27 protein-coding genes and 1 rRNA gene are annotated in these 26,062 nt (G+C 63.2%); 15 read left to right on the top strand and 13 right to left on the bottom strand.

Features of this window, described 5'->3' with window-relative positions; translation table 11 throughout:
- The 4 genes from AB5Y70_RS06085 to clcA form a co-directional block, all read right to left on the bottom strand.
- Positions 1-80 (bottom strand): 16S ribosomal RNA (locus AB5Y70_RS06085); the annotation flags it as partial.
- A 506-nt stretch (positions 81-586) separates the two neighbouring features.
- Positions 587-937, bottom strand: coding sequence for an iron-sulfur cluster insertion protein ErpA (gene erpA, locus AB5Y70_RS06080; protein ID WP_010675554.1), 351 nt, complete (start codon positions 935-937; stop codon positions 587-589).
- Positions 938-1,026: 89 nt separating this feature from the next.
- Positions 1,027-1,719 carry a DUF6776 family protein gene (locus AB5Y70_RS06075; RefSeq protein ID WP_039040863.1) on the bottom strand — a complete coding sequence of 231 codons (693 nt, stop codon included), beginning with the start codon at positions 1,717-1,719 and terminating at the stop codon, positions 1,027-1,029.
- A gap of 87 nt (positions 1,720-1,806) precedes the next feature.
- Positions 1,807-3,201 (bottom strand): H(+)/Cl(-) exchange transporter ClcA, encoded by a 1,395-nt coding sequence (gene clcA / locus AB5Y70_RS06070; RefSeq protein ID WP_039040862.1) that lies wholly within the window; start codon positions 3,199-3,201, stop codon positions 1,807-1,809.
- 209 nt (positions 3,202-3,410) lie between these two features.
- Here clcA and hemL point away from each other — a divergent pair, with 209 nt between their 5' ends.
- Together hemL and AB5Y70_RS06060 are read left to right on the top strand one after the other, a co-directional pair.
- Positions 3,411-4,697 (top strand): glutamate-1-semialdehyde 2,1-aminomutase, encoded by a 1,287-nt coding sequence (gene hemL, locus AB5Y70_RS06065; protein WP_043155744.1) that lies wholly within the window; start codon positions 3,411-3,413, stop codon positions 4,695-4,697.
- A gap of 200 nt (positions 4,698-4,897) precedes the next feature.
- Positions 4,898-5,710, top strand: coding sequence for a hypothetical protein (locus tag AB5Y70_RS06060; RefSeq protein ID WP_279988782.1), 813 nt, complete (start codon positions 4,898-4,900; stop codon positions 5,708-5,710).
- Positions 5,711-5,756: 46 nt separating this feature from the next.
- Here the strand turns inward: AB5Y70_RS06060 and AB5Y70_RS06055 are convergent, their stop codons facing one another.
- Both AB5Y70_RS06055 and AB5Y70_RS06050 read right to left on the bottom strand, forming a co-directional pair.
- A complete protein-coding gene (locus AB5Y70_RS06055; protein ID WP_279988781.1) occupies positions 5,757-6,659 on the bottom strand; it encodes a sulfite exporter TauE/SafE family protein in 903 nt (300 codons plus the stop codon).
- 259 nt (positions 6,660-6,918) lie between these two features.
- On the bottom strand, positions 6,919-7,602 hold the full coding sequence (locus AB5Y70_RS06050; protein ID WP_010675560.1) for a phosphatase PAP2 family protein: 684 nt from the start codon (positions 7,600-7,602) through the stop codon (positions 6,919-6,921).
- Positions 7,603-7,804: 202 nt separating this feature from the next.
- Between AB5Y70_RS06050 and AB5Y70_RS06045 the strand changes: the two genes are divergently transcribed.
- On the top strand, positions 7,805-8,320 hold the full coding sequence (locus AB5Y70_RS06045; protein ID WP_010675561.1) for a DUF2937 family protein: 516 nt from the start codon (positions 7,805-7,807) through the stop codon (positions 8,318-8,320).
- A gap of 42 nt (positions 8,321-8,362) precedes the next feature.
- On the opposite strand, the gene AB5Y70_RS06040 is transcribed toward AB5Y70_RS06045, so the two are convergent.
- The gene (locus AB5Y70_RS06040; protein WP_202016248.1) at positions 8,363-9,244 is read right to left on the bottom strand and encodes a LysR family transcriptional regulator; all 882 of its coding nucleotides are present in this window, start codon (positions 9,242-9,244) and stop codon (positions 8,363-8,365) included.
- A gap of 157 nt (positions 9,245-9,401) precedes the next feature.
- Between AB5Y70_RS06040 and AB5Y70_RS06035 the strand changes: the two genes are divergently transcribed.
- Both AB5Y70_RS06035 and AB5Y70_RS06030 read left to right on the top strand, forming a co-directional pair.
- On the top strand, positions 9,402-9,794 hold the full coding sequence (locus AB5Y70_RS06035) for a multidrug efflux SMR transporter (protein ID WP_223945726.1): 393 nt from the start codon (positions 9,402-9,404) through the stop codon (positions 9,792-9,794).
- A complete protein-coding gene (locus AB5Y70_RS06030) occupies positions 9,782-10,102 on the top strand; it encodes an SMR family transporter (RefSeq protein WP_010675564.1) in 321 nt (106 codons plus the stop codon). The genes AB5Y70_RS06035 and AB5Y70_RS06030 overlap by 13 nt, the downstream gene beginning before the upstream one ends.
- An 89-nt stretch (positions 10,103-10,191) precedes the next feature.
- Here AB5Y70_RS06030 and AB5Y70_RS06025 read toward each other — a convergent pair whose 3' ends face one another.
- The 3 genes from AB5Y70_RS06025 to hrpB all read right to left on the bottom strand — a co-directional run bounded on the left by AB5Y70_RS06025 (position 10,192) and on the right by hrpB (position 15,534).
- Complete coding sequence (locus AB5Y70_RS06025; protein ID WP_010675565.1) at positions 10,192-10,593, bottom strand: VOC family protein; 402 nt, start codon at positions 10,591-10,593, stop codon at positions 10,192-10,194.
- A 42-nt stretch (positions 10,594-10,635) separates the two neighbouring features.
- Entirely contained in the window at positions 10,636-12,957 is a 2,322-nt protein-coding gene (gene mrcB, locus AB5Y70_RS06020; RefSeq protein WP_010675566.1) for a penicillin-binding protein 1B, read from the bottom strand.
- A gap of 123 nt (positions 12,958-13,080) precedes the next feature.
- Positions 13,081-15,534: an ATP-dependent helicase HrpB gene (gene hrpB, locus AB5Y70_RS06015; RefSeq protein ID WP_279990440.1), complete on the bottom strand. Its 2,454-nt coding sequence runs from the start codon at positions 15,532-15,534 to the stop codon at positions 13,081-13,083.
- 184 nt (positions 15,535-15,718) lie between these two features.
- On the opposite strand from hrpB, the gene thpR reads away from it, so the two are divergent.
- The 9 genes from thpR to AB5Y70_RS05970 all read left to right on the top strand — a co-directional run bounded on the left by thpR (position 15,719) and on the right by AB5Y70_RS05970 (position 22,818).
- A complete protein-coding gene (gene thpR, locus AB5Y70_RS06010; RefSeq protein ID WP_039040852.1) occupies positions 15,719-16,264 on the top strand; it encodes an RNA 2',3'-cyclic phosphodiesterase in 546 nt (181 codons plus the stop codon).
- Entirely contained in the window at positions 16,261-17,004 is a 744-nt protein-coding gene (gene sfsA / locus AB5Y70_RS06005; RefSeq protein WP_201872682.1) for a DNA/RNA nuclease SfsA, read from the top strand. Before thpR ends, sfsA begins: the two co-directional genes overlap by 4 nt.
- 119 nt (positions 17,005-17,123) lie before the next feature.
- Positions 17,124-17,573 (top strand): RNA polymerase-binding protein DksA, encoded by a 450-nt coding sequence (gene dksA / locus AB5Y70_RS06000; protein WP_029314801.1) that lies wholly within the window; start codon positions 17,124-17,126, stop codon positions 17,571-17,573.
- Positions 17,574-17,682: 109 nt separating this feature from the next.
- The gene (gene gluQRS / locus AB5Y70_RS05995) at positions 17,683-18,585 is read left to right on the top strand and encodes a tRNA glutamyl-Q(34) synthetase GluQRS (protein ID WP_319899675.1); all 903 of its coding nucleotides are present in this window, start codon (positions 17,683-17,685) and stop codon (positions 18,583-18,585) included.
- A gap of 100 nt (positions 18,586-18,685) precedes the next feature.
- Positions 18,686-20,176, top strand: coding sequence for a polynucleotide adenylyltransferase PcnB (gene pcnB / locus AB5Y70_RS05990; RefSeq protein WP_319899674.1), 1,491 nt, complete (start codon positions 18,686-18,688; stop codon positions 20,174-20,176).
- Between the two features lie 10 nt (positions 20,177-20,186).
- Complete coding sequence (gene folK, locus AB5Y70_RS05985; RefSeq protein WP_210538047.1) at positions 20,187-20,684, top strand: 2-amino-4-hydroxy-6-hydroxymethyldihydropteridine diphosphokinase; 498 nt, start codon at positions 20,187-20,189, stop codon at positions 20,682-20,684.
- Positions 20,685-20,704: 20 nt separating this feature from the next.
- The gene (gene panB / locus AB5Y70_RS05980; protein ID WP_039040847.1) at positions 20,705-21,499 is read left to right on the top strand and encodes a 3-methyl-2-oxobutanoate hydroxymethyltransferase; all 795 of its coding nucleotides are present in this window, start codon (positions 20,705-20,707) and stop codon (positions 21,497-21,499) included.
- 96 nt (positions 21,500-21,595) lie between these two features.
- The gene (gene panC, locus AB5Y70_RS05975; RefSeq protein WP_109422205.1) at positions 21,596-22,450 is read left to right on the top strand and encodes a pantoate--beta-alanine ligase; all 855 of its coding nucleotides are present in this window, start codon (positions 21,596-21,598) and stop codon (positions 22,448-22,450) included.
- A 20-nt stretch (positions 22,451-22,470) separates the two neighbouring features.
- Positions 22,471-22,818, top strand: a complete 348-nt coding sequence (locus AB5Y70_RS05970) for a putative quinol monooxygenase (RefSeq protein WP_010675576.1) — start codon at positions 22,471-22,473, stop codon at positions 22,816-22,818.
- A 60-nt stretch (positions 22,819-22,878) separates the two neighbouring features.
- Here the strand turns inward: AB5Y70_RS05970 and AB5Y70_RS05965 are convergent, their stop codons facing one another.
- The 3 genes from AB5Y70_RS05965 to hpt all read right to left on the bottom strand — a co-directional run bounded on the left by AB5Y70_RS05965 (position 22,879) and on the right by hpt (position 25,209).
- Complete coding sequence (locus tag AB5Y70_RS05965) at positions 22,879-23,652, bottom strand: ABC transporter permease (protein WP_010675577.1); 774 nt, start codon at positions 23,650-23,652, stop codon at positions 22,879-22,881.
- A complete protein-coding gene (locus AB5Y70_RS05960) occupies positions 23,649-24,566 on the bottom strand; it encodes an ABC transporter ATP-binding protein (protein WP_039040845.1) in 918 nt (305 codons plus the stop codon). Before AB5Y70_RS05960 ends, AB5Y70_RS05965 begins: the two co-directional genes overlap by 4 nt.
- A gap of 112 nt (positions 24,567-24,678) precedes the next feature.
- Positions 24,679-25,209 (bottom strand): hypoxanthine phosphoribosyltransferase, encoded by a 531-nt coding sequence (gene hpt, locus AB5Y70_RS05955; RefSeq protein ID WP_010675579.1) that lies wholly within the window; start codon positions 25,207-25,209, stop codon positions 24,679-24,681.
- Between the two features lie 201 nt (positions 25,210-25,410).
- Between hpt and AB5Y70_RS05950 the strand changes: the two genes are divergently transcribed.
- Positions 25,411-26,025 carry a TetR/AcrR family transcriptional regulator gene (locus AB5Y70_RS05950; protein WP_029314803.1) on the top strand — a complete coding sequence of 205 codons (615 nt, stop codon included), beginning with the start codon at positions 25,411-25,413 and terminating at the stop codon, positions 26,023-26,025.
- Positions 26,026-26,062 lie beyond the last annotated feature (37 nt).

Below are 26,062 nucleotides of genomic sequence, written 5' to 3'. Positions count from 1 at the left end.
CTTTCCCGCTGCCGCTCGACTTGCATGTGTTAGGCCTGCCGCCAGCGTTCAATCTGAGCCATGATCAAACTCTTCAATTTAAGTTTGGTTGCCTGCTTAATCGCTTAAGCAAAGCGGCTCAATGAATTGCTGAATTAACTGCTGCAACTTAAAAGTTGCTTTGGTCACTTCATCAGACATTGAAAATCAAAAATTGTTTTTGATGCTCGATGCTGTGAGTGCCCACACAGATTGCTTGATTCAAATTGTTAAAGAGCAGGGTCTGAAACTATAACCCTCACCAGCTTGCTTTGCAAGGTGGACCAGACGCGCACTGCGCCGTGCTGATGGAGGCGCATTATAGGGATATGATTCTCGCTGACAAGCGAAAACTACGTGTTTATTTGAAAAAGACGTTCAGGTGTTTAATCAACAACCAATCAGACTAAAAAGCCGTCAACAATTCATCTAAATGAGCCTGCACACCTTCTCTATCGCTACCAATCGGTACCCGTTTTCGCCACATCAAGATCTAAATGCCAGCCACGCCAGGCATACAAAAATGAAAAGGGCCCCTCGGGGCCCTTCATATCACGCTGCTTGTAAATTAGATGGAGAAACTGGAACCGCAACCGCAGGTAGTCGTGGCGTTGGGGTTGGTCACGGTGAAACGGGAACCTTCCAGGCCTTCGGTGTAATCCACGCTGCCGCCGACCAGGTATTGCAGGCTCATGGGATCGATCACCATGGTGACGCCGCTCTTCTCGACCACGGTATCGCCATCATTGATTTTCTCGTCAAACGTGAAACCGTACTGGAAACCGGAGCAGCCCCCCCCAGTGATGTAGACCCGCAACTTGAGTTCGGGATTCTCTTCTTCGGTGATCAAGGTCTTTACCTTGTTGGCTGCCGCATCCGTCATCTGGATGGGCAAGGGAGCTTCTGCTACTGCACTCATTGCTGACCTCACAACCGTTACATCCACAAACATGGAAACCGCGAAATTATCCAATACCCGACCATTTAGTTCAAGTATTCACCACTCTCTTACTGTGCTGCCGGCAAGGGGGCTGGTTGAGCGACCAGAGGCTTGAGCACCTCGTTCCACTCAGCAACCAGCTCCTGGGCCGGTTGCCGTCCCTCCTTCGGGATGAGGATTCTCACCCTGTCCGGGATGAAGCCTGAGGGAAGCTGCCAATTGCCCTCCAAGAGCTGGAAGTATCGCAACGCGTAGCGTCCCTCCCCCACCTTCATGCCAAGATCCCGGCCACTGAGGATCCTGGGCTTGTCAGCCAGACTGCCTTCGAGCCGGATCTGCACCTGCCCCCGAAACAGCTCCCGCTTCTTGGCGGGTTGTGTGAGCGCCAGACGATAGTGGTAGCGACCCGGCACACTCGTCTCCTGCAATGTCAGATTGTCGATGGATACCCCCACCTGTTCGCCGGTGGGACGCATGATGCGCTCGAAGAAGGCGAGCTGACGTTTCTGCTCCTGTACCTGGGCTTCCTGATCCTTGAGCGTCTGCTGAAGTTGCTCGAAGGCGGCCTTCTGGGTCGCCAGCAGGGTCTCCCTGACGCCGAGATCAGTCTTAAGTTGTGCAATGGCCTTGCTCTGACGCTCCAACGTCTCTTGCTGCACCGTCATCAGGCTGCTCTGAGCCAGCTCCTGTCTGTTCCCGACGACATAACCGATACATGCCCCCACGGCCAGCACCACCAATAACTTCACGATTTGGGACATAAGGCCTCTTCTATATGCCGACATCAACACGGCCGGTCTCTTTTCACTATACGCGACCATGCCGGATTGATACGGATAAACAAAGAGTTAACCGGTCGCGATGCTGCTTTCACCCCGGTTTTGACGCGCAGCAAGCCGTAAAGTTCGCTCCAGGATCTGGGAATAGATGGGACGCCCCCCCAACCATTGCGCCACTAGGGTTGCCCCTATGGTGGTGATCATCATGGGCAGGATCAGCTGATAGTTGTCGGTCATCTCTGTCACCAGCACGATGCCGGTAATGGGGGCACGTACGGTGGCGGCGAAAAGCGCCCCCATGCCGGCGATGGCAAAGGCGCCCGGTTCGATGCCGAGATCGGGAAATGCAGAGTGGAACAGGTGACCAAAGATCACCCCGAACAGGGTGCCCAGTGCCAGGGTCGGCGCAAAGACACCACCAGGGGCCCCCGAGCAAAAGCAGATGAGGGTACCCACCAGTCGCACCGAGAAGATGATGAAGAGCGTCGCCATCGCATAGTCTCCCCCCGTCAGATGCGGGATGAGCTCGATACCCCCTCCAGTGACAGAAGGGGCGAACAGCGACAGCATGCCAAAGGTTCCAGCCACCCCCATGCCGATGATGACGAAGCGGTGGCGCTTGTTCTGATGCAATGCCAGGTAACCATCCTGACAGGCGAGCACCAGCTTGTTGAAGACGAACCCCAGCACACCAAAGCAGCCCCCCATGAAAAGAAACAGCCAGAGCGCCTTCAAGGCCGGAGCGTCGTAGTGAGGCAGCATGATGACGGGGGATTGCCCTTTCATGTTCTGCAGCATCAGGGTCGCCATGACGGCCGAAATCCCGACCGCCTTGATGGCGAGGAAGGAGTAGCGAAATTGCGGTCGCATCTCTTCCATGACAAACAGTATCCCTGCCAGCGGGGCATTGAAGGCCGCAGCGAGACCACCCGCCGCACCGGCAGCCAGCAGGGCATGGCCATGCTCCTTGGGCAACCGGAAGATATCCGCCACCATCTTGCCGAGGTTGCCCCCTATCTGCACCGAGGGCCCCTCCCGCCCCAGCACCATGCCGGAACTCAGGGTACAGACCCCGCCAAAAAACTTCACCGGCAACACCCGCCACCAGCGTACCGGGCGCAGGTCGTCCATGGCCCCTTCAATTTCCGGGATACCGGATCCCCCCGCCTCGGGGGCAAAGGCATGAGTGAGGAAATAGCCGACCAACCCCAGCAGGGCGCTGAAACCAAAGCCGAGCAGGCCAAGCTGCCACCAGGGGCGATCGGCCAGCAAGTCGACACGCTGCTGGGCCAGCCAGTGAACGCAAGACTCGAACAATCCGCACACCAGGCCTGCCAGCAGGCCGACCAGGGCCGCCAACAGGAGCACCAGCAGCGGCATCTTGTCCCGCCGTATCAGGCGCTGCAAGACTGGAGGACGACGCAGCGAGGCCGCGTCGGCGGAAGGAATGGCTTGTTGCTCCATGGATAATCACGCTCATCTAACGAGGACCAGACACACCTCGGCCTCGGCTGCCCAGCTCTGGGCCTTTCTGCTATAGTCGGCCCGTTTCATGTATCACGGGCGAGAGTCCGGGGCGAGAGCGCAAAGCATACTCCTCCCGCCATCCCCTGCCGAGCCGCAATCGGCAGCCTGCGCCCGGGTAACGACCAAAATCCCATTAAGGATGATCCATGTCAAAATCAGATCAGCTGTTTGAACAGGCCCGCCAGACCATTCCCGGTGGCGTCAACTCACCGGTCCGCGCCTTCAACGGGGTCGGCGGTACACCCCGCTTCATCGATCACGCCGATGGCGCCTACCTCTATGACGTGGATGGTCAGGCCTATGTGGATTACATCGGATCCTGGGGCCCCATGCTGCTGGGCCACAACCACCCGGCCATCAAGGCCGCCGTCATCAAGGCAGTGGAAAAAGGGCTGAGCTACGGCGCGCCGACCGAGATCGAAGTGCTGATGGCCGAGAAGGTGCGCCAGATCGTCCCCTCCATGGAGCAGGTGCGGATGGTCAACTCCGGCACCGAGGCGACCATGAGCGCCATCCGGCTGGCCCGCGGCTACACCGGCCGCGACAAGATAGTCAAATTCGAAGGCTGCTACCACGGCCACGCCGACTCCCTGCTGGTCAAGGCTGGCTCCGGCGCCCTGACCCTGGGTCAGCCCAACAGCCCGGGCGTACCCGCCGATTTCGCCAAACACACGCTCACCTGTGTCTTTAACGATCTGGACTCGGTGCGCGAAGCCTTCACCCAGTACGGCAGCGAGATCGCCTGTATCATCGTCGAGCCGGTAGCCGGCAACATGAACTGCATCCCGCCGGTGCCCGGCTTCCTGGAAGGGCTGCGCGCCATTTGTGACGAGTTCGGCGCCCTGCTGATCCTGGACGAGGTGATGACGGGTTTTCGCGTCTCCCTGCGTGGTGCCCAGGGCCACTACAACATCGACCCGGATCTCACCACCCTCGGCAAGATCATCGGTGCCGGCATGCCGGTGGGCGCCTTCGGCGGCAAGAAGAAGGTGATGCAGCACATAGCCCCGACCGGCCCCGTCTATCAGGCTGGTACCCTCTCCGGCAACCCCGTGGCCATGGCCGCCGGCCTCACCATGCTGGATCTGCTGCTGGAGCCGGGCCTCTATGAGCAGCTGAGCACCAAGACCGCCCGTGTCGCCGAAGGGCTGAAAGCCGCCGCAGCCAGGTACGGCATCCCGCTTGCCATCAACTACGTGGGCGGCATGTTCGGCTTCTTCTTCACCGACGAGCCCGAGATCACCCGCTACGAGCAGGTGACCCGCTGCGACATGGAACGCTTCAAGCGCTTCTATCATCTGATGCTGGAGGAGGGTGTCTATCTGGCACCGAGCGCCTACGAGGCGGGCTTCCTGTCGCTTGCCCACGGGGACAAGGAGATCGAACACACTCTGGCGGCCGCCGAGCGCAGCTTCGCCAAGCTGGCTGGCTGACAAGCCGCAAGATGTGCAGAGGGCCCCGATGGGGCCCTTTTTTGTTTGCTCGTCCCGACAAGGCACCGTAGTGGTGCATCTTTAAGTCCCTCACCGGAACCTTGCCACCTGCTGGTGCGCCGCGCCGTACACGGGCTGTCATAAATCGGGCCCACAATTTGCAGGTCCCTGTTTCAGGAGCCCATTGGACCGAGGTGTATATGGCAGAGATGAGCCCCATCGATGTGCTGCGGCGCTATCAGGAGTACGAAACCGAGCTGGCCCCCCTGCTGTTGGGGCTGCTCACCCTCCCCGAGGCGTCTCTCAAGCCCTATGCCTTCGTCGAGGAGGTGAAGAGCCTGGCCCCCCAGATCAGGCCAGCCATACTGGCGCCCGTTCCGGCGGCCCAGGGGCAGCTGCGCCTGCTGGTGCAGGGCCATGGCCGGGAGCTGGAGATCAACCTGCACCAGCTGATCGCCTGGCTGATGGGGGACAGGGAGCGGCGGCGCGCCATTCCCTGGTTCAGGGCCGTCTACGTCGTCCTGAGTCTGGCCCTGTTTCTCATCGTCGGCACCCTCATCTGGCACGGGCTGGAACAGCTCTATCTGCTCCTGTGCGGCACCCAGCAGAACCGGCTGGGCGCCTTCAGCGCCATCATCTTCCTCACGCTCGCGCTGGCGGTGTTCGATCTCGGCAAGACCATCCTCGAAGAGGAGGTGCTGCTGCATAAGGACATCTTCCGCCACAGCGCCATCCGGCGCACCATTACCCGCTTTATCGCCGCCATCCTGATCGCGGTCTCCATCGAGGGGTTGCTGCTGCTGTTCAAGGGATCCCTCGGCCAGAGCGAACTGCTCTGGCCTGCGGTGGGGGTGATGGGCTGCGCCGTGGGGTTGCTGCTGGCGCTGGGGCTCTATGTGTTTCTCGGTGCCAGGGCGGAAGCCGCACTGGTCGCCTCCAGCCAGCAGACTGCCCACCCGGAGGGGGCTGCCAGAGGCATCAGAAGACGCGCCAGAACCGGGCGAGCGGGATGACATACCAACACGGGGCGCCCGTGCAGGCGGGCTTCGCCGACGCCAGCTAGCTCGTCGCCTCTGCCAGCGCGGGCGCTGGCTGTCGCCGCGCCGCCCGCCAGGAGGCGTACATGGTCCAGGAGGTATAGATGACGATGAAGGCCACCAGCCATTTGAGCATCTCCATCTCCATGGATTTGACCAGCATGGCCGCCAGCACCACGCCGATGGGGCCGAAGATGGCCACCGCCAGCACGGCCCGCGCATCGAAAGCCCCCTTGCGAATGAAGGTCCCCGCCGAGAAGACGCTGAGCACGGCGGTGGATCCCATCATGATGGGGAAGGCCACCAGCGGGTTCATGCCGAGCAGATAGACCAGGGTCATGCAGGGGGCGAACAGGCCGATACCGACGTTCATCAGGGCTCCGAACAGGAAGTTGCCGGCAAGGGCGATCCCCAGCTTGTAACCGCTCAGCCCCATGGCCTCGCCACCGAGGGGGAAGAGCCCAAGCAGACCGGCAAAGATGAGACCGGCGACCACCAGCAGGGAGACCGCCATCACCAGCCGGATGGTCTGGCGCTCAAAGGAAGCCACGTAACGGGCGCCCCAGGCCGCACCGGCCGCCGCAGCCGCCATCATGCTGATGAGGGTGACGGGATCCACGTTGACCACGCCGATGAAGATGAGAGCCTGGGTCACGGTCGGCAGCACGCACTGGCCGTTGAGGGTACCGGGCAGCACCCGATCATCGATCAGCCTGAACTGCTTGTAGCAGGCGGTCTTCACCGCAAAGCTCCCCACCCCCAGGGTATCGAGAAAATTGGCCACAAAGCCGATGGCCGCCACCGGCCAGAAAGGGGTGGCTTCGAGCTGGCCATGACGCCGTTTGTGCCACCAGGCACGGACCAGCATAAAGAGAAAGACCAGGGCACAACCGATAAACAAGAGACGCAGAAAAGTGACAAGCATGGGGAGACCTCCAACAACGGGCGGCGATTCTAAGGCAGCGGAGGGAAAAAATCCTGGCCAGGATCATGAGAGGACGGGTGCAAACGTTTGGCCGCGACTATTTTGGCTGGCAGAACCCGAATGGGGCTATCCATACTGGTTGGGAGGGCGACAGCCCGGGCTCATCGGGCGTAGTCCTGGTCATTTCGCGACGACCACAGCACCGGTGAGGCGTAAACGAAAGAAGGCGGGGTGACCCGCCTTCTTTTTTCATTCTCCGTCAGGCAATCCAGCGTGGCAGCCGGGGAGCCAGGCGGTCGATCAGGCGATCCGACACGGGAGTGAGCAACAGCAGCGGCAGGCAGATCAGGGAGAGGCAAAGAGCGCCCACATAGACGTCCGTCATCCAGTGCGCACCCGCCAGGATGCGGGGCGCTGAAAACAGGGGCACCATCACCACCGCAACCACCCCGGCCCAGCGCGGCAGATAGCGCAGGGCAAAACCGGCGAAGATCATCAGGAAGAGGGCGTGATCACCGGGGAAGCTGTCACCGGCGGAGTCCTTGGTGGGAATCGCACTGATCTCGGTCAGGCGCAGTGCCCCGTCCACCATCAGGGTGGGGCTGGGACGGCTGACCGGCAACAGATGCCCGAGCTGATTGATCACCAGGGCCCCCAGCAGCATCACGACCCCCATGGCCACCAGACGACGGCGCTCCTGCCCGTCGGCACGGAAGAAGCAACTGGCGAGGATCCCGCCCATGCAGGCCAGCGCGGCCAGATCGAACAGGCGGTTGTTGGTGATGGCCACCAGATCGGCCCAACGGGGGGAGTGGCCAATCCAGCCATTGACCAGCTGGAAGAGGGCGAGATCCCACCCATCCCAGGGGCCGTGCTCAGGCAGGGCGCCCCAACTGAAGGCGATGAGGCCCCCGGCCAGATAGAAAGGAATGAACTTGCTCATGCCGACGTGTCCTTCGAAAAACGCTCATTCTAGGCCAGCCGCAAGATGACTTGCATCACAAAAGTGTAAGAATTCGTGTAACAAAGGTATTCCATCGGCTCTTCTTTTGGCGCCGCCGACCGGGTGGGCAAGCGCGTCCCCTCCTTGGCTCTCCCACCGGTTGCGGCTAGTATGGGCGCTCCCTTCGTTCAGGATGATGATGATGCGCAGCTACCTTCGCATGATGTTGTTTGCCCTCGGTTTGCTGGCAGGTGTACAGATCCCCGGGCTGGTCGATCTCTACTTCCAGCGGCTGGATGCCCGGCTGCAGCAAGCCGGTCTGGCGCTGGCCCCCTTCCAGCGCACGGCGGACCAGCACTTCAATGGCGATCTGCAGGCGCTGGTCGCCCATTACGGTGCCAGCCAGGATCCCGTCTTCACCCAGGATGCCACCAGCCTCCAGCAACTGGTCAACCAGCAGCAGCACCTTCAGGGGGAGATCGCCGTGCGGGAGAGTCCCTGGTACCAGCAGCTCTCCCACCTGTTGCTGCGCGCCGATCCCGCCCTCTGGCAGGATACCCTGCACAACTACGGCTATGTGGTCCCCCTCAAACAGGCCGCCATTTTCTGCGGCGTGGCGGCGGGTCTGCTGGCCTCCCTGGCGGGGGATCTGCTGCTCGGCCTCCTGCTGCTGCCATTTCGCTCCCGCCAGCGCGTCCCCCGTCACGGCCTGCGCTGATCCCCTCTCACTGCCAACCGGGGTGCCCGCCCCGGTTGGCGGCTACTCGAAGGGTTCGAGATAGGCTTCTATTGCCTTCTTCAGCCAGGCCAGCACCTTGCCGTGATGGGCGTTCTCCGACAGATAGACTCCGTAATCGCGCCACTGCAGACTGAACTTGTGCTTCAGGGTCAGCAGCTCTCCCAGGCGCAGCTGGCTCTGGATGAGGGGTGAAGGCAGCACCGCCCAACCCAGACCATCCAGCACCGCATCCCGCATCAGTTCGAAACTCGACAACCCGATATGCTGCCCTCCGATGGGCAGCAGGCTCTTGACCGAAAACGCGTCCACATAGGAGAGGGTGACCTGGGTGTGATCGGTCAGATCCTGCTGCAACACCCGCTTCAGCCCAGCCAGCGGGTGGCTTGGTGCGACCACCATCAGGGTGCGGATCGGATTGAGCACGTCGATGCAAAGACCGCTGCGCTCCTGTTCCTCGGTGATGAGGCCGAAGGCGGCATCCACGAACCCCTCTTCCACCAGGGCCGGCAGCTCCGGCGGTGAGGCCAGCACCAGGGAGATGCTGGTGCCCGGAAACTGGCGACGCAGCGCCCCCAGCATCTCGCGCCATACCACCTCGGGAATGGCGTCGTCCCGGGCTACCCGCAGCGCCACCTCGGCACCGGAGGCATGGTGCTCGCACTTGAGCTTCAGGCTGTTGGCGGCCTGCAACAGCCGCCGACAATCGTCCAGCACTTGCTCGCCGATTTCGGTCAGCCGGCTCTGGTTCGCCCCTCGTTCGAAAAGTTCGACGCCAAGCTCCACCTCCAGGGTTGCTATCGCCGAGCTCACGGCGCTGCGACTCTTGCCAAGTCGTCTGGCGGCATTGGCTATCGAACCACTGTCTGCTGTTTCTACAAAGAGTTGTATCTGATTTAGCTTCATGGCTTCAAACTGGCGGCAGATTATTCCATCACCACCTTATCCCCTGGCCCGCCCCCAAGGCAAACAAGCAGCGACAGCTTTCTCGACGCTCAGCGATAACCTTGCCCGTTTCGGGTGCCGTTATCCTCTCTTCGTCGCAGCAACAGAAGGAAACTGCATGTCATCCCGTCCTCTGCTTTTGGCCCGCCTCTTCCTGACGGGGGCCATCCTGACCGAGGTCGCCGGCACCTCCTCCATGGCCCTGATCCCAAAGAGCGAGAGCGGCTGGATCCACTATCTGCCGATGTGGCTCCTCATCACCCTCTCCTACCTGCTGCTCGCCAAGGCCGCCAGGACAATCTCCACTGGTATCGCGTTTGCGCTGTGGGAAGGGTTGGGGATCGCCCTCATCACCGCCGTCTCCGTCCTGTTCCTCGGCTACGAGCTGAGCATCCAGGAGTGGATCGGACTGGCGCTGACCATAGTGGGGATTGTCATGGTGACCCTGGGCGAGACCCATCATGCACCAGCCCCCAGCCGCCAGAGGAGGGAAGCCCCATGCACCCGTTGATCATCGTACTGGGCGCCGCCCTGCTGGATATCGGCGCCAACATGGCGATCAACCGCTCCGTCGGTTTTCGTGACAAGGGGTGGGGCGTCCTCGGCATTCTGCTGGTGCTCTGTGCCTTCACGCTGCTCAGCGAGGCGGTCAGTACCGGCAAGATCGATCTGGCCGTGGCCTATGCCACCTGGGGCGCCATCGGCATCCTGGGCACCGCCCTCGGGGGCCTGCTGCTGTTCGGCGAGCGCCTCAGACCCGTCGGCTGGCTCGGCATGATGGTGATGGCGGTGGCGGTCGCCCTGCTGACCACAGCATGATCCCCTCTCCAACCCCATGAAAAAAGCCGCCCTGTTCCCAGGGCGGCCTTTTCATGGTCAAACCGATCATCCAGATTGCAACAGGCAGCCTAACGCGCTGCCTCGTACAGCTCCAGCGGCAGGCCGTCGGGGTCGGCGAAGAAGGTAAAGCGCTTGCCGGTCAGCTCGTCCACCCGCACCGGCTCCACTTCCACCCCGTGCTGCTCCAGGTGGGCGATGACCCGGTCGAGATCCGCCACCCGAAACGCCAGGTGGCGCAACCCGCACGCCTCCGGCCGGGAGGGGCGCGGCGGCGGCGCCGGGAAGCTGAACAGCTCCAGCTGGCTGCCGTCCGGCAGCGCCAGATCCAGCTTCCACGACTGGCGCTCTGCCCGCAGGGTCTCGGCAATGATGGGCAACCCCAGCACCTGGTGATAGAAGTGGCGCGAGCGCGGATAGTCGCTGGCGATGATGGCCACGTGATGGATGGCCTCAAACAGAGGATGGGTCATGGCAATCCTTGCAAAACGGGCAGCCTGCGCTGCCCGTCTTCGTCAGTTGAAGAAACCGTTGAACCAGTTGTCCAGGGCATTCGCCGGGTCCGAGACCGGGCTGGCACAGCTCATCGGCTCGGCCAGACCGGCCAGCTTGGCCGGCACCTGGAGACTGCCGGGACAATCGCTGGCCACCCGGGCACCGCTCGAGCGGGAGAAGTTGGCCCAGCTCACCCCTTCGGGCATCTTCAGCCCCAGGCTGTTGACCCCTCGCTGGCTCATGTAGCCGCTGAACAGCTGCAGGGCGCCACTGGCACCGGTCAACCCGGCCGGGGTGTTGTCGTCACGGCCGACCCAGACGCTCACCAGCTCGTTGTTGTCCATCCCGGCAAACCAGGAGTCACGCAGCTCGTTGGTGGTACCGGTCTTGGCGGCCATGGTGGCCCCGGGGAACTTGGCACCGAGCGCCCGGGCCGTCCCCTGGCTCACCGTCTTGGTCATGGCGAACAGGGTCAGCCAGCTTGCCTGGGGATCCGTCACCCGCTTGGCCGCTTCGTCATGCTGGTAGAGCTGGCGCCCCTCGCCATTCACCACGGCCCGGATGGCCGACAGGGGCTGGGTCAACCCCTGGTTGGCAATGGGCAGGTACATCTGGTTCACCTCCATGGGCGAGAGCGCCACCGCCCCCAGCACCAGGGACGGATAGGGCTGGATCTCCTGCTGCACCCCCAGCTTGTGCAGGGTGTCCACCACCTTGTCCAGGCCTATCTGCATACCGAGGTTGACGGTCGGCACGTTGAGGGAGCTGGCAAGCGCCTCCATCAGGGGCACGCTCTGGCGGAACTTGCGGTCGTAGTTCTGCGGCGTCCAGATCTGGCCATCCTGGCCGCGAATGCGGATCGGCTGATCTTTAAGCGGCGTGCCCAGGGTCAGGCCGTTGGAGAGGCCGGTCAGGTAGACCGCAGGCTTCACCAGGGAGCCAATCTGACGGCGGGCATCCAGCGCCCGGTTGAAGCCGGCGTAGCGGGGATCCCGTCCCCCCACCATGGCGACCACCTCGCCCTTGTGCCAGTCGGAGACCACCATGGCCGCCTCCAGCTTCTTCTTGCCACGCTGCTTCTCGATGGTGGCCAGACCCGACTCCACCGCCTGCTCGGCGGCGTGCTGGGCGATGGGATCCAGACTGGTGAAGATCTTGAGGCCGGACTGCTTGAGCAGATCCGGGCCGAAGCGGTTCTGGATCTCCCGCTTGAGCAGCCCCATGAAGGCCGGGGTGCGGCCATAACTCATCTGGCCGCGGGCGATGATGCCAAGGGGCTGCTTGCTGGCCAGGTCATACTCGGCCTGGGTCAGGCTGCCGTGATCCGCAAGCAGTTTCAGCACCAGATCCCGGCGCGCCTTGGCCCGGTCGGGGAATCGCCAGGGATCGTAATAGGAGGGGCCCTTCACCATGCCCACCAGCAGGGCCACCTGATCGATGTCCAGCTCGTTGACCGGAATACCGAAGTAGAAGTAAGAGGCGAGCCCGAAGCCGTAGACCCCCTGGGAGAAGTTCTGCCCCAGATAGACCTCGTTGAGGTAGGCCTCCAGGATCTCGTCCTTGCTGTAGCGGTAGTCGATGAGCACCGCCATGTAGGCTTCCTGCAGTTTGCGCCACAGGCTGCGCTCACGGGTCAGGAAGAAGTTCTTGGCGAGCTGCTGGGTGAGCGTACTGCCCCCCTGCACGGTGCGACCCGCCAGCAGGTTGGCTGCCATGGCGCGCATGATGGCCACCGGCGAGACACCGCCGTGCTGGTAGAAGTCCCTGTCTTCCGTGGTGAGCAACGTCACCAGCAGGCTGTCCGGCACCTCGGAAAGGCGCACCAGCAGGCGGTCCTCCCGATCCTCGGTGTTGAGGCGATCGAGCAGCACCGGGTCCATCTGGGCATAGCCGAGCTGACGCTGGTTCTCCAGGGACTGGATCCCCTCGAGGCGCGCCCCGTTGAAGGTGAGACGCAGGCCACGGGCGCCGTCGGCACCGTCGTGGAACTCGAACGGCCGGCGCACCAGCTCGATGCGATTGCCGCTCACCGCGTACTCACCCGGGGTATGAGGCTGACGCACCTGCTTGTAGCTCAGCATGTTGAGCTCGCGCAGCATCTGGGTCTGGGAGAGCCGCTGGCTGGGATAGAGCTCCAGCGGGCGGCTGTAGACCATCACCGGCAACTGCCACTTCTCGCCGTCGAAGCGCTCGCGCACCTTGGTGTCGAGATAGATGCCAAACACCACCATGAAGGCCGCCACCACCAGAGAGAGCTTGAAGCCCAGCCAGAACAGGGTGCGCCAGATGGTGCGTTTGGGCGCCGCCTTCTTGGGCGTGCGCTTGCGTCGTTGGGTTGCCATAAATCCTCTTGTCGTTCTCCTCGCCATCCCGCTGATGCGAGCGGCCTGCGATGCCTGTTGTGGAGGGGGACTGTGCCACCGCCATCTTGTTCTGATCGTACCGACCGATCACTGTCCCGTCGGCTACTCCTGCAATCCCATCTTCTTCTTGGTCACCCGGGTCGGCATCGCCTCCAGCGGGTTGTCCGGCCAGTAGTGACGGGGGTAGCGCCCCTTCATCTCTTTTTTCACCTGCTCATAGGATCCCGCCCAGAAGGCCGCGAGATCCGCGGTGATCTGCAAGGGGCGCTGGGCCGGGGAGAGCAGCTCCACCACCAGGGGCACCCGGCCATCGGCCACGCATGGGGTGGCGCCCAGCCCGAACATCTCCTGGATGCGCACCGGGATCGCCGGCGCCTGACCCGGCTGGTAGCGGATCCGTACCCGGCTGCCAGTCGGTGCGGTGAAGTGGCTCGGCAGCGCCTCGTCCAGCCGCCTTGGCAAGGGCCAGGGCAGAGACTGGCGCAGGATGTCGCTCATGTCGAGCCGCTTCAACTGCTCCAGCCGGGTCATGCCGCTCACCGCCGGCAGCAGCCACTGCTCGAGGTCGGCCAGCAGGCTCTCCTCATCCATGGCGGGCCAGGCTTCGCCGGGCAGCCAGTCGCGAGCGCAGCGCAAGCGGGCCAGCAGCCCCTCGCTGCTCTCGTCCCAGGGCAGCACGTGCAGCCCCTTGCGCCGGATGCCCTGCAGCAGGCAACGCCCCTTCTGTTCATCGGAGAGATCCGTCAGCGGCCGCTGGCCGAGCACCAGCTCGCCGAGCACCTGCTGGCGCTCCGCACGCACCCGTTCCTCCCGATCGTCCCAGTCGAACCACTGGCGCTCGCCGACCAGCTCGGGCAGCTGGCGCACCAGCTCATCCAGCGCCACCGGCTCAGCGATGAAGATGCGGCTGCCGCGCTCGTTCTGACCCATTTCTACGGCCACGATGGCCCCCTGCCCCTGGCAGGGATGCCCTTCTACCAGATCGCAGCTCACCCCGCCACTGAGCTGATAGCGGCTGCCACTGCGCAGCTTGCCGATGCGATCGGGCCAGGCGAGGGCGCACAGCAACCCCAGCCATTGACCCTGCGGGCTGCTTGCCCGTACACCGAGCCGCTCGAACCAGCGGGCCGCCCCCTGGCGCAGGGCGCCCTGACGGCGGTGGAACAGCACGGACAGGCGCTCCGATCCTCGCAGATCTTCTTCCAGCAGCGCCACCAGGAAAGCCGCATCGGCGACAATCCCTGTCAGACCCTCGGATTCCAGCTCCCTGGCCCGCAGCAACATGCGGGCGAGGCGGGGATGGGTGCCGAAGGCCGCCATGGCACGGCCTGCCGGGGTAAGTTGTTGCTCACCCTCCGGGGCCATGGCGCCCAGGGCCACCAGCAACCGCCGGGCGCTGGCCACGGCGGCAGGGGGCGGCATGTCCAGCAGGGGCAGCGCCTCCACCCGGGCCCCCCACTGGGCGGCGTCCATCAGCAGGCCGGTGAGCTCTTGCGTCAGGATGTCGGGGGGACTCTGCTCGGCGAGGCGCTCCTGCACCTCGCTGCTCCAGAGCCGGTAGCAGACGCCGGGGCCAAGCCGCCCTGCCCGCCCCGCCCGCTGGGTGGCGGAGGCTTTGGCGATGGGCCGGGTCTCCAGCCGGGTGACGCCGCTCTTGATATCGAAGGTGGCGCGCCGCTCCAGCCCGCTGTCGATGACCACGGAAATCCCCTCGATGGTGAGGGATGTCTCCGCCACGTTGGTGGTGAGTACCAGCTTGCGACGACCCGCAGGCGCAGGCTCGATGGCCGCCTGCTGGGCCGCCATGTCGAGGCGACCGTAGAGGGGGGCGAGGGTCACCTCGTCCGGCAACCGCCCTTCCAGCCACTGTGCCAGCCGCTCTATCTCCCCCTGTCCCGGCAGAAACACCAGGGCACTGCCAGCCTGACTGGCGAGCGCCTCCAGCACCACGGCACCGACCTGGGGCTCCAACCACTGCTGGCGATTGGCGGGGCGATAGTGGTACTCGATGGGAAAGCCGCGCCCCTCGGAGCGCACCACGGGGGCACCTGGCAGCAGGCGCTCCAGGGCCATGCCATCCAGGGTGGCGGACATCACCAGCAGCTTGAGATCATCGCGCAACCCCTGCTGGCTTTCGATGGCGAAGGCCAGCGCGGTATCGGCGTGCAGGCTGCGCTCGTGGAACTCGTCAAAGATGACGAGCGACACGCCGGTGAGCTCAGGATCCTGCTGCAGCATCCGGGTCAGCACCCCCTCGGTCACGATCTCGAGCCGGGTCTGGCTGCTGGTGCGGCTCTCCCCGCGCACTCGCAGGCCGATGCGCTCGCCCACCTTCTCCCCCAGCTGACGCGCGAGGAAGCTCGCGATGTTGCGCGCCGCGAGGCGCCTGGGCTCCAGCATGATGATGCGCCCGGGCAGCCGGTGCTGGCGCACCAGCTCCAGGGGCAGCAGAGTCGATTTGCCAGCGCCGGGGGGCGCCTGCAGGATCACGCTGGTATGGCTGTCGAGGGCTGCAAAGAGTTCGGGCAACACCGGGACGATGGGGAGGGAAGACAAAGCGATGGGCACCTTCTGTGACACTCCTGAAAAGGGGTCCATTCTGCCACAGCCTCCCGGCCACCGTAAGCGCCCCTGCCGGGCAGGGGCAGGAAGCGTCAGGTGCAACACGGCAAGACATCCCGGGAGCGGCTGCCATAGAATGGCCCTTATCCGATGCCCATCACGAGGACCGACACGCCGCATGCCCAAACTCTTCTTTGCCCTGCCCCTGCCAGAGCTTGCCCCCGAGCTTGCGACCTGGCGAGACCAGCGCCCCTGGCCCGGCCAGCCGGTGCCCGAGAGCAACCTGCACCTGACCCTGGCCTTTCTCGGGGAGGCCGACGAAACGACCCAGGCTCGCCTGATCGCGGCCGCCGAGCGACAGCACTGCCCCCCTTTCAGCGTCCATCTGGATCAGACCGGCTGGTTTCAGCGCGCCAAAGCCGCCTGGGTGGGGCCCGGTGAGTGGCCGAACGAGCTGACCGTGCTCGCGAGGGCACTGCGCCGCCACGGTGAAAAACTCGGGCTGGGCAACGGCGAGCAGGGCTATCGCCCCCACGTCACCCTGTCGCGCAAGGCGGGCGAGGCCCCCGGCGAGCTGCCTGCACCGGATTTTCTGCTCAGGGCCGATCGCTTCTGCCTCTATCAATCCGTCAGCACGCCGGACGGCGTCCACTACGAACCGCTCGCCTGCTGGCCCCTGCGGGCCCGCGTCAAAAACCCGCACCGCGAGGAGCTCACCCCATGATCTTCGATCCCCCCCTGCAGTCCGGGCAGCTGATCTCACGCTACAAGCGCTTCCTGACGGATGTCGCACTCGACAACGGCGAGGTGATCACCATCCACTGCGCCAATACCGGTGCCATGACCGGCTGCGCCCTGCCGGGCACCCGGGTCTGGTACTCCACATCCGACAACTCCAAGCGCAAGCTGCCAAACAGTTGGGAAATCGCCGAGAGCCCGGCGGGTCACTTCATCTGCGTCAACACGGCCCGTGCCAACCAGATCGCCCGGGAGCTCATCGAACAGGGCGCTCTCTCCCCCCTGGCAGGTTATGCCAGGCTGCGCACCGAAGTGAAATACGGGGAAGAGAACAGCCGCATCGACCTGCTGCTGGAAGATGACCACAGGCCGGATTGTTACATCGAGGTGAAATCCGTCACCCTGCTCGACGAGCGGGAGCAACCCGGCATGGGCTACTTCCCCGATGCGGTCACCACCCGCGGCGCCAAGCACTTGCGTGAATTGATGGCCATGAAGGCGGCAGGGCACCGGGCCGTGCTGCTGTTCATGGTATTGCACTCCGGCATCGCGAGAATGCGCCCTGCAGCCCATATCGATCCGCACTATAGTCAGCTTGTTGAACAGGCGATGGCGGCAGGGGTTGAAATTTTATGCTATCGCCCCCATGTTGGGGTGCAGGGCATGGTGGCTCAGGATTTCATCCCATTTGAATCTGACCATATGCTACCCGAGGGCAGAGAATAAATGCGGAAGTGGGTAACATTATTGATAAGGCTTGTTTGCCTCCCGTTGACCCTTCTGCTATAGATGTCGCCCTCAATTTATGGATGGCACGGGTAGCGTGCTGAATTAGGAGACAGGGCATGCCAACAGGCGAAAACAGGAAATCTCTGGGCCCCCTGGCCATTGCGGGTGTAGAGCCTTACCAGATGAAAGCCGGTGAGGAGTACATGAATGACCAACAGAAGGTACATTTTCGCAAGATCCTGGGAGCCTGGCGCAACCAACTGATGCAGGAAGTTGACCGCACCGTCGACCACATGAAGGATGAGGCTGCCAACTTCCCGGATCCCGTGGATCGCGCCGCGCAAGAAGAAGAGTTTGCTCTCGAACTGCGCACCCGCGACCGTGAACGCAAGCTGATCAAGAAGATCGAGAAAACCTTGCTGCTGCTCGAAGAAGATGACTTCGGTTACTGCGAGCATTGCGGCATCGAGATCGGCATCCGCCGTCTGGAAGCCCGTCCGACCGCAGACCTCTGCGTGGACTGCAAGACGCTGGCCGAGATCAAGGAAAAACAGATGGCTGGCTGATGCCGCCCATCCACAGAAACGAAAAGGGAGCCCAGGCTCCCTTTTTTATTGAGCTTTTGGTCGGGCCGTCCCAGAATGCAGCCTCAATGCAACGCCTACCCCAATTGCCATGGTCATGACATCCCCCTCCTCCAGACGCCCCTATGTGGGCCGCTTCGCCCCCTCACCGTCCGGTCCGCTCCACTTCGGCTCCCTGGTCGCCGCCCTTGGCAGCTTCTTGCAGGCCAGGGCGCAGCAGGGACGCTGGCTGGTGCGCATCGAAGACATCGACCCCCCGCGGGAGATGCCGGGAGCGGCTGACCTTATCCTCACCACCCTGGAGGCACACGGTCTTGGCTGGGATGGGGAGGTGATGTTCCAGAGCGCGCGCCATGGCCGCTATGACGAGATCATCGATCAGCTCTATCGGGCCGGGGATCTCTACTGGTGCCGCTGTACCCGACGCGAAATCATGGCCGCAGGGGGGTTCTACAACGGTCATTGCCGCACCCTGGGGCTGACCGCCGAGGGGTGTGCCGCCCGTTTGCGCCAGCACCACCCGGTCTATCGGTTCGAGGATGCGCTTCAGGGAGAGATCACCGTCCCCGCGGCGCTGGCGGAGGAGGACTTCATCGTGCGCCGCCGGGACGGGCTCTACGCCTACAACCTGGCGGTGGTGGTGGATGACATGGACAGCGGCATCACCGAGATCGTCCGCGGCGCCGATCTGCTGGAGCCCACTGTGCGCCAGATTGCCCTCAACCAGACCCTGGGGGCAGAGGTGCCCGCCTGGGTGCACTTGCCGCTGGCGGTGCAAGCGGATGGCAACAAGCTCTCCAAGCAGAACCATGCGCCGGCGCTGTCGCAGGACGAGGTACGACCGGCCCTGTGGCAGGCGTTGCACTTTCTCGGTCAGTGCCCGCCGCCCGAGCTGATGGCGAGCCGGATCGACGAGATCATCGGCTGGGGCATCGCCCACTGGCAGCTGGTCCGGGTACCCCGCCAGCAGAAGATCCCGCAAGGGCAAAGCTAGCCCCGGCTGCATTTCTTGCCCCAAAAGGACCAATCAAGGGGAAGCAGGCCACACCGTTTCTCATTTGGTTGGGGCTGAGCTATGATAGGCCGCTATTTTTTTGGCCTCCCGTCAATTTGAAGTCATAACGAGGTGTACCATTTTTTCCCAGATCGCAAACTTTTGCCGCAAAGTGCTCGGCAAGGAAGACGGCGAGCAGTCGGTGGAGTCCCCCATTCCGGCCCGTGTCGCCGGACAGCGCCGTACCTTGAGCCGTGACCAGCACCCGATTTCGCGCAAAGAGATCAGCGAGAATGCCCTCAAGGTGCTCTATCGCCTGAACAAGGGGGGCTATGAGGCCTACCTGGTCGGCGGCGGCGTCCGTGACCTGCTGCTCGGGAAGATCCCCAAGGATTTCGACATCGCCACCGACGCGACGCCGGAACAGATCAAGGCGCTGTTCAGCAACTGCCGCCTGATTGGCCGCCGTTTCCGCCTGGCGCACATCGTCTTTGGTCGTGACGTGATCGAAGTGGCCACCTTCCGGGGCCACCACCATCAGGTCAATACCAGCAAGCATGTGTCGGCCCAGTCCGATGAAGGCATGCTGCTGCGGGACAACGTCTACGGCACCATCGAAGAGGATGCCGAGCGTCGCGACTTTACCGTCAACGCCCTCTACTACAGCGCCAAGGATTTCATCCTGCACGATTTCGAGGGTGGGCTGGAAGACCTGGCCGCGCGCAGACTGGAGCTGATTGGCGACCCCGAGACCCGCTACCGGGAAGATCCGGTGCGCATGCTGCGCGCCGTGCGCTTCGCCGCCAAGCTCGACATGACCATCAGCCCGCGCACCGCCGCCCCCATCCGGGAGCTCGCCCCGCTGCTGCAGGACATCCCGGCCGCCCGCCTGTTCGAGGAGACCCTCAAGCTGTTCCTGGCGGGGGACGGGCTGGCCACCTACAAGCTGCTGCGGGAATACGGGCTGTTCCAGCCGCTGTTCCCCCAGGTAGCCGCCCTGTTAACGCCCCACGGCAACTCGCCCTACGAGCAGTTCATCGAGCAGGCGCTGATGGACACCGATACCCGGGTCCGTGAAGAGAAGCGCGTCACCCCCGCCTTCCTCTACGCCACCCTGCTGTGGGGCGCCGTCGAGGCCCGCGGCCGGGTGCTGGAAAACGAGAGCGGTCTGCCCTGGTACGATGCCTTCATGCTGGCCATCAACGAGGTGCTGGACAACCAGGTGCGGATCATCGCCGTGCCGCGCCGCTTCACCACGGACGTGCGCGACATCTGGGCCCTGCAGCAGCGCCTGACCCGCCGCCAGGGCAAGCACCCCGAGCGCGCCATGGAGCACCCGAAATTCCGTGCGGCCTTCGACTTCCTGTTGCTGCGCAACCGGGTCGAGCGCGGCCTCGGCGAGCTGGCGAGCTGGTGGGAGCGCTATGTGGCCTCCAACCCGGACGTGCGCCCGCAACTGCAACGGGAGGCGACCCGCCGCCCGGCGAGCGGCGAGCGCGCCGACTCCCGCAGCGGTGATGGCGAGAAGCGCAGCGGCAATGGCCGCAACCGCCGTCGCCCCCGTCGCCGCAAGCCGAAGTCGGCAGAGTAAGGATCCGCCGATGATCGAGGTCTTCGTCGCCATCGGCTCCAACCTGGCCGACCCCCTCGGCCAGGCTCGTCGCGCCATCGCCGCGCTGGCGATCCTGCCCGAGTCCGAGCTGCTGCAGACCTCCCGCCTTTACGGCAGCCGCCCCATGGGCCCTGCGGATCAGCCGGACTACGTCAATGCCGTGGCGCGCCTTGCCACCCGCCTCAGCCCCCTGGCGCTGCTGGACGAGCTGCAGCGCATCGAGCAGGCACAGGGGCGAGTGCGCAAGGATGAGCGCTGGGGCCCCCGGACCCTGGATCTCGATCTGCTGCTGTACGGCGACGAGGTCATCCGGCATGAGCGCCTGACGGTGCCTCACTATGGCATGAAGGAGCGGGAGTTCGTCCTGCTGCCCCTTGCCGAGATAGCCCCCTCCCTGGTGCTGCCCTGCGGCACCCCGCTCACCGAACTGGTTGCCCGCTGCCCGCGCAATGGACTCGCGATCCTGGCCGGTGCAGCAGGCGAGTAGAGAAGAGTAGGAACAACGTAATGAGCAAGATCACCACTACCCACCTGCAGAAGATGAAGCAGGACGGACAGAAAATCACCGCCATCACCGCCTATGACGCCACCTTCGCCAAGCTGTTCGACGACGAGGGCGCCCAGGTGCTGCTCATCGGCGACTCCCTCGGCATGGTATTGCAGGGCGGAGACGACACCCTGGCGGTCAGCATGGACGAGATGGTCTATCACACCCGCTGCGTGGTGCGCGGCACCACCAATGCCCTGGTGGTGACCGACATGCCGTTCATGAGCTACGCCACCCCGGAGCAGACCTACCAGAACGCGGCGCGCCTGATGGCGGCCGGTGCCCGCATGGTGAAGATGGAAGGGGGGGACTGGCTGTGTGACTCCATCCGCCACCTCACCCGTAACGGGGTGCCGGTGTGCGGCCATCTCGGTCTGACCCCGCAATCCGTCCACGTGTTTGGCGGCTTCAAGGTGCAGGGGCGCGACGAGTTCCACGCCCAGGAGATCTACCGCCAGGCGCTGGAGCTGCAAGCGGCTGGCATCCAGTTGCTGGTACTCGAGTGCGTGCCCGTCTCTCTGGCAGAGCGCATCACCAAGGCGCTGCGCATTCCGGTGATCGGCATCGGTGCCGGCCCTGCCACCGACGGCCAGATCCTGGTGATGCACGATGCCTTCGGCATCACCTCCGGTTATGTGCCCAAGTTCACCAAGAACTTCCTGGCCGAGACCGGTGACATGCGTGCCGCCATTCGTCTCTATGTGCAGCAGGTGAGCGAGGGAACCTTCCCTGGCCCCGAGCACTGCTTCAACTGACTTTCTGTCGTCATGCGAGCGGGGGCCTGTGCTCCCGTCTCGCCCTCCCCCCTGACGACCCCCTCTTTTATTGATTCATCTGAAGGTGAACTGACGATGTTGGTTGTGAACAATCCCGCCGCGCTGCGCAAGCAGATCGGTCAATGGCATCGCGAAGGCTGCGCCATCGCATTCGTGCCCACCATGGGCAATCTGCATCAGGGTCATCTCACCCTGGTCGAGGAGGCCCGCCGCCATGGCGACAAGGTGGTGGTCAGCATCTTTGTGAACCCCTTGCAGTTCGACAAGGCCGAGGATCTCGCCAACTACCCCCGCACCCTGGAGCAGGATTGCGCCGCCCTGGAGGCCGCCGGTGTGGACCTGGTCTTCACCCCGACGCCGGAGATCATGTATCCCCAGGGGCTCGCCAGCCAAACCTTCGTCGAGGTGCCCGGCATCTCCAGCCTGCTGGAAGGGGCGCTGCGTCCGGGGCATTTTCGCGGGGTCAGCACCGTGGTCACCAAGCTGTTCAATCTGGTACAGCCGAACGTGGCCTGCTTTGGCGAGAAGGATTACCAGCAGCTCGCGCTCATTCGCAAGATGGTGGCCGACATGGCCATGCCCATCGAGATCGTGGGCGTGCCGACCGTGCGGGCCGAAGACGGGCTGGCCCTCTCTTCGCGCAACGGCTATCTGACCGCTGCCGAACGGGCCATCGCCCCCGAGCTCGCGCGCACCATGAACTGGATTGCCGAGCAGATTGAAGCGGGGAACAGTCACCTCCCCTCCCTGGTTGCCCAGGCCAGCCAACGCCTCGACAACGCGGGATTCAGGACGGATGCCATTGACATCGTCGATGCCGACACCCTGGAATCCGCCAGCGCCGAGAGCCAGCGCCTGGTGATCCTGATGGCCGCCTATCTGGGCAAGGCCCGCCTCATCGACAACCGGGTCGTCGCCCTGCGGGGTTGAGACACGGCAAGGAGACCACGATGTCCAAGAAGGTTTACTGCATCGCCCAGTTCCAACCCAAGCCGGGCCAGGAGCAGGCCCTGTTCCGCGTCCTGCAAGGGCTCGAACCCGACACCCTGCGTGAAGATGGCTGCCTGCAGTACATCGTCACCCGCCATATCCAGAGCCCCTTTGCCGAGGGGGAGAGCTTCCCCATCGTCTTCAACGAGATCTGGCGCGACATGGCGAGCTTCGAGGCCCACTGCCAGCGCGCCGGTATCAAGGCCTTCTTCGAGCGCTACTGCCTCGCGGATGATGGCCTCGCGGCCAAGTGGAACGTCTGCGTCTACAGCGACGAGCCCGCGGACTACGACGCCCCGGCCCTCTGAGACCGACATGTGCAAATAAAAAGGCGCCCGAGGGCGCCTTTTTGCTGGCAGGTGTGCGCCTCAGTGGCGCAGACCGGTGCCGCGGGAGATGAGCCACCAGGCCATCCCGTAGAGTACCAGAATGAAGCCGATGATGATGAGATAGGCAGTGCCGAGGGGCACGTCGGAGATCCCGAGGAAGCCGTAGCGGAAGGCGTTCACCATGTAGATGATGGGGTTCACCTGGGAGACCCCCTGCCAGAACGGCGGCAGCAGGGTGATGGAGTAGAAGACGCCACCCAGATAGGTCAGGGGAGTCAGGATGAAGGTCGGGATGATGCTGATGTCATCGAACGACTTCGCGAACACCGCGTTGATGAGCCCCCCCAGGGAGAAGAGGATGGAGGTGAGCAGCACAGTCACGCAGACGCTGAACAGGTGATGGATCTGCAGCGGCACGAAGAACAGCGACACCAGGGTGACGATGAGGCCGACACAGAGGCCGCGCGCCACGCCACCGCCCACATACCCCGCGATGATGATGTAGTTGGGCACCGGCGCCACCAGCAGCTCCTCCACGTTGCGCTGGAACTTGGCGCTGTAGAAGGAGGAGGCGACGTTGGAGTAGGAGTTGGTGATGACCGACATCATGATGAGGCCGGGCACGATGAACTCCATGTAGCTGAAGCCCCCCATGTCACCGATACGCGAGCCGATGAGGTTGCCGAAGATGACGAAGTAGAGGCTCATGGTGATGGCGGGCGGCACCAGGGTCTGGATCCAGATCCGGGTGAAGCGGCTCACTTCCTTGGCCAGAATGCTCTTGAAGGCGATGTAATAGGTCATGGGGTTCATGCTTTGCGACCCTCCTCTACCAGATTGACGAACAGCTCTTCCAGCCGGTTCGCCTTGTTGCGCATGCTGAGCACCTTCACCCCCTGGGCGGAGAGCTGCTCGAACAGGCTGTTGAGGGACTGGCTCTTCTCCAGCTCCACTTCCAGGGTGTTCTCATCCTGCATCCGGCCGTTGAACTCGGGCAGGGCCGGTACGGTGGAACCCGGCACCAGATCCAGCAGGAAGGTCTCGCGACCCAGCTTGCCGAGCAGGCTCTTCATGCTGGTGTTCTCGATGAGACGGCCCTTGTCGATGATGCCGATGTTGCGGCACAGCATCTCGGCCTCTTCCAGGTAGTGGGTGGTCAGGATGATGGTCACCCCCTGCTCGTTGAGATCCTTGAGGAAACTCCACATGGAACGGCGGATCTCGATGTCCACCCCGGCGGTCGGCTCATCCAGGATCAGCAGCTTGGGCTCATGCATCAGGGCGCGGGCGATCATCAATCGGCGCTTCATGCCACCGGAGAGAGTGCGAGCCGCCATGTCGCGCTTGTCCCACAGATCGAGCTGGCGCAGGTACTTCTCGGCGCGCACCTTGGCCTCGGCCCGCGGCACTCCATAGAAACCGGCCTGGTGAGTCACTATCTGGCTCACCTTCTCGAACTGGCTGAAGTTGAACTCCTGGGGCACCAGGCCGAGCTGGGACTTGGCCAGCTCCAGATCGGTATCGATGTCATGACCGAATACCTTCACCTTGCCGGCACTCTTGTTGACCAGTGAGCTGATCACGCCGATGGTGGTGGATTTGCCCGCCCCGTTGGGACCGAGCAGGGCGAAGAAATCCCCCTGTTTGACGGTGAGATCGATGCCCTTGAGGGCTTCGACGCCCCCCTGATAGGTCTTCTTCAGACCGCTGATTTCCAATGCGTTCATTGCAACCCCTGTGATGGATGAGCCCATCTCGAGACAGAAAAGGCGGCTGTGACGCCGCCTGAAGACAGTCGATGGCGGGCCGGCCAGCCTGCCTTGCTACTTCGGACCCGGCTTACTCTTGCGGTACGACCTTGCCGATGAAGGGCAGGTTACGGTACTTCTGGGCGTAGTCAATGCCACAGCCCACCACGAACTCGTCCGGGATGGAGAAGCCAAGCCAGTCCACCGGCACCTGAACCTCGCGGCGGGACGGTTTGTCCAGCAGGGTGCAGATGGCCAGGGATTTCGGCTCGCGCAGGGAGAGGATCTCGCGCACCTTGTTGAGGGTGTAACCGGTGTCGATGATGTCCTCCACGATCACCACGTCCTTGCCTTTGATGTCGTCATCCAGATCCTTGAGGATGCGCACGTCACGGGTGCTGTGCATACCGGAGCCGTAGCTGGAGGCAGTCATAAAGTCCAGGGTGATGGGCAACTGGCACTGACGGCAGAGATCCGCCAGGAAGACGCAGGAGCCGCGCAGCAGGCCGATCATGACCACTTCCTCGGAGCCCTGGTAACGGGCGGTAATCTCTTCACCCAGCGTGGCGATCCGGGCTGCAACCTCGGCCTCGGGGATCATCACCTCGACAATGTGTTTCATCACATACTCCAATAATGACCAAAGGGTTATTGGCCGTTCATTAACGTCAAAACCGAGGATTCTACCACTCCAACCAGTGGGCGTCAGGCATACGTGATGCTTTTATCGGCTTATTTTAATTGATAGAGTTAGCAAGCCTTCAGGCATTATCGGTGACAATACTATAAACACCATAATCAATAACTATTAGATGAAAAAACTATGGAACCACGCGCAGAAATAAGACGTCGAACCCGGCTTTCGCCGGAGGCTCGCCGTGATCAATTGATGGAGTGTGCCGTCGAGGTATTTTCCCGTCGCGGCATCGGCCGTGCGGGGCATGCCGAGATAGCCGAACAGGCAAAGGTCTCGGTTGCGACCGTTTTTAACTATTTCAATACTCGTGAAGATCTGGTCGACGAAGTGCTGACAGAAATCGAAGCCTTCGTACAGCAGATCCTCGAACAGGCCTACAACGGTCAGGGCTCCGCCAGGGAGAGCATTCACCGCCACGTGAAGCTTTTCGTTGACGCCGCCTATGACAAGCCCGATCACGCCAGCATCTGGCTGGAGTGGAGCTCCTCGGTACGGGAAGAAGTGTGGCCTCGCTACACCCGGCTGCTGGACAAGGCGCTGGAGCGCATTGCCCCCCACCTGCAACGGGCCATCGACAACGGCGAGATCCAGAGCGTGCTGTCGGCGCAGGATCTGGCCCGCTCCCTGACCGGTTTTGGCTATGTGATGATGCAGATGATCAATCAGCCACAGCGTCCGAGCCGGGAAGAGGTGACGGATTTCCTGTTCAAGTACGTGACTGCCCCCATCCAGGCCAGCTGACTCGCGCAGATGTTGACAAAGCGGCGCCGGGCTTTAC

It is taken from the genome of Aeromonas sp. s1(2024) (assembly GCF_040908005.1).
Lineage (GTDB): Bacteria > Pseudomonadota > Gammaproteobacteria > Enterobacterales > Aeromonadaceae > Aeromonas > Aeromonas caviae.
This window is presented reverse-complemented; position numbering and strand designations above follow the sequence as displayed.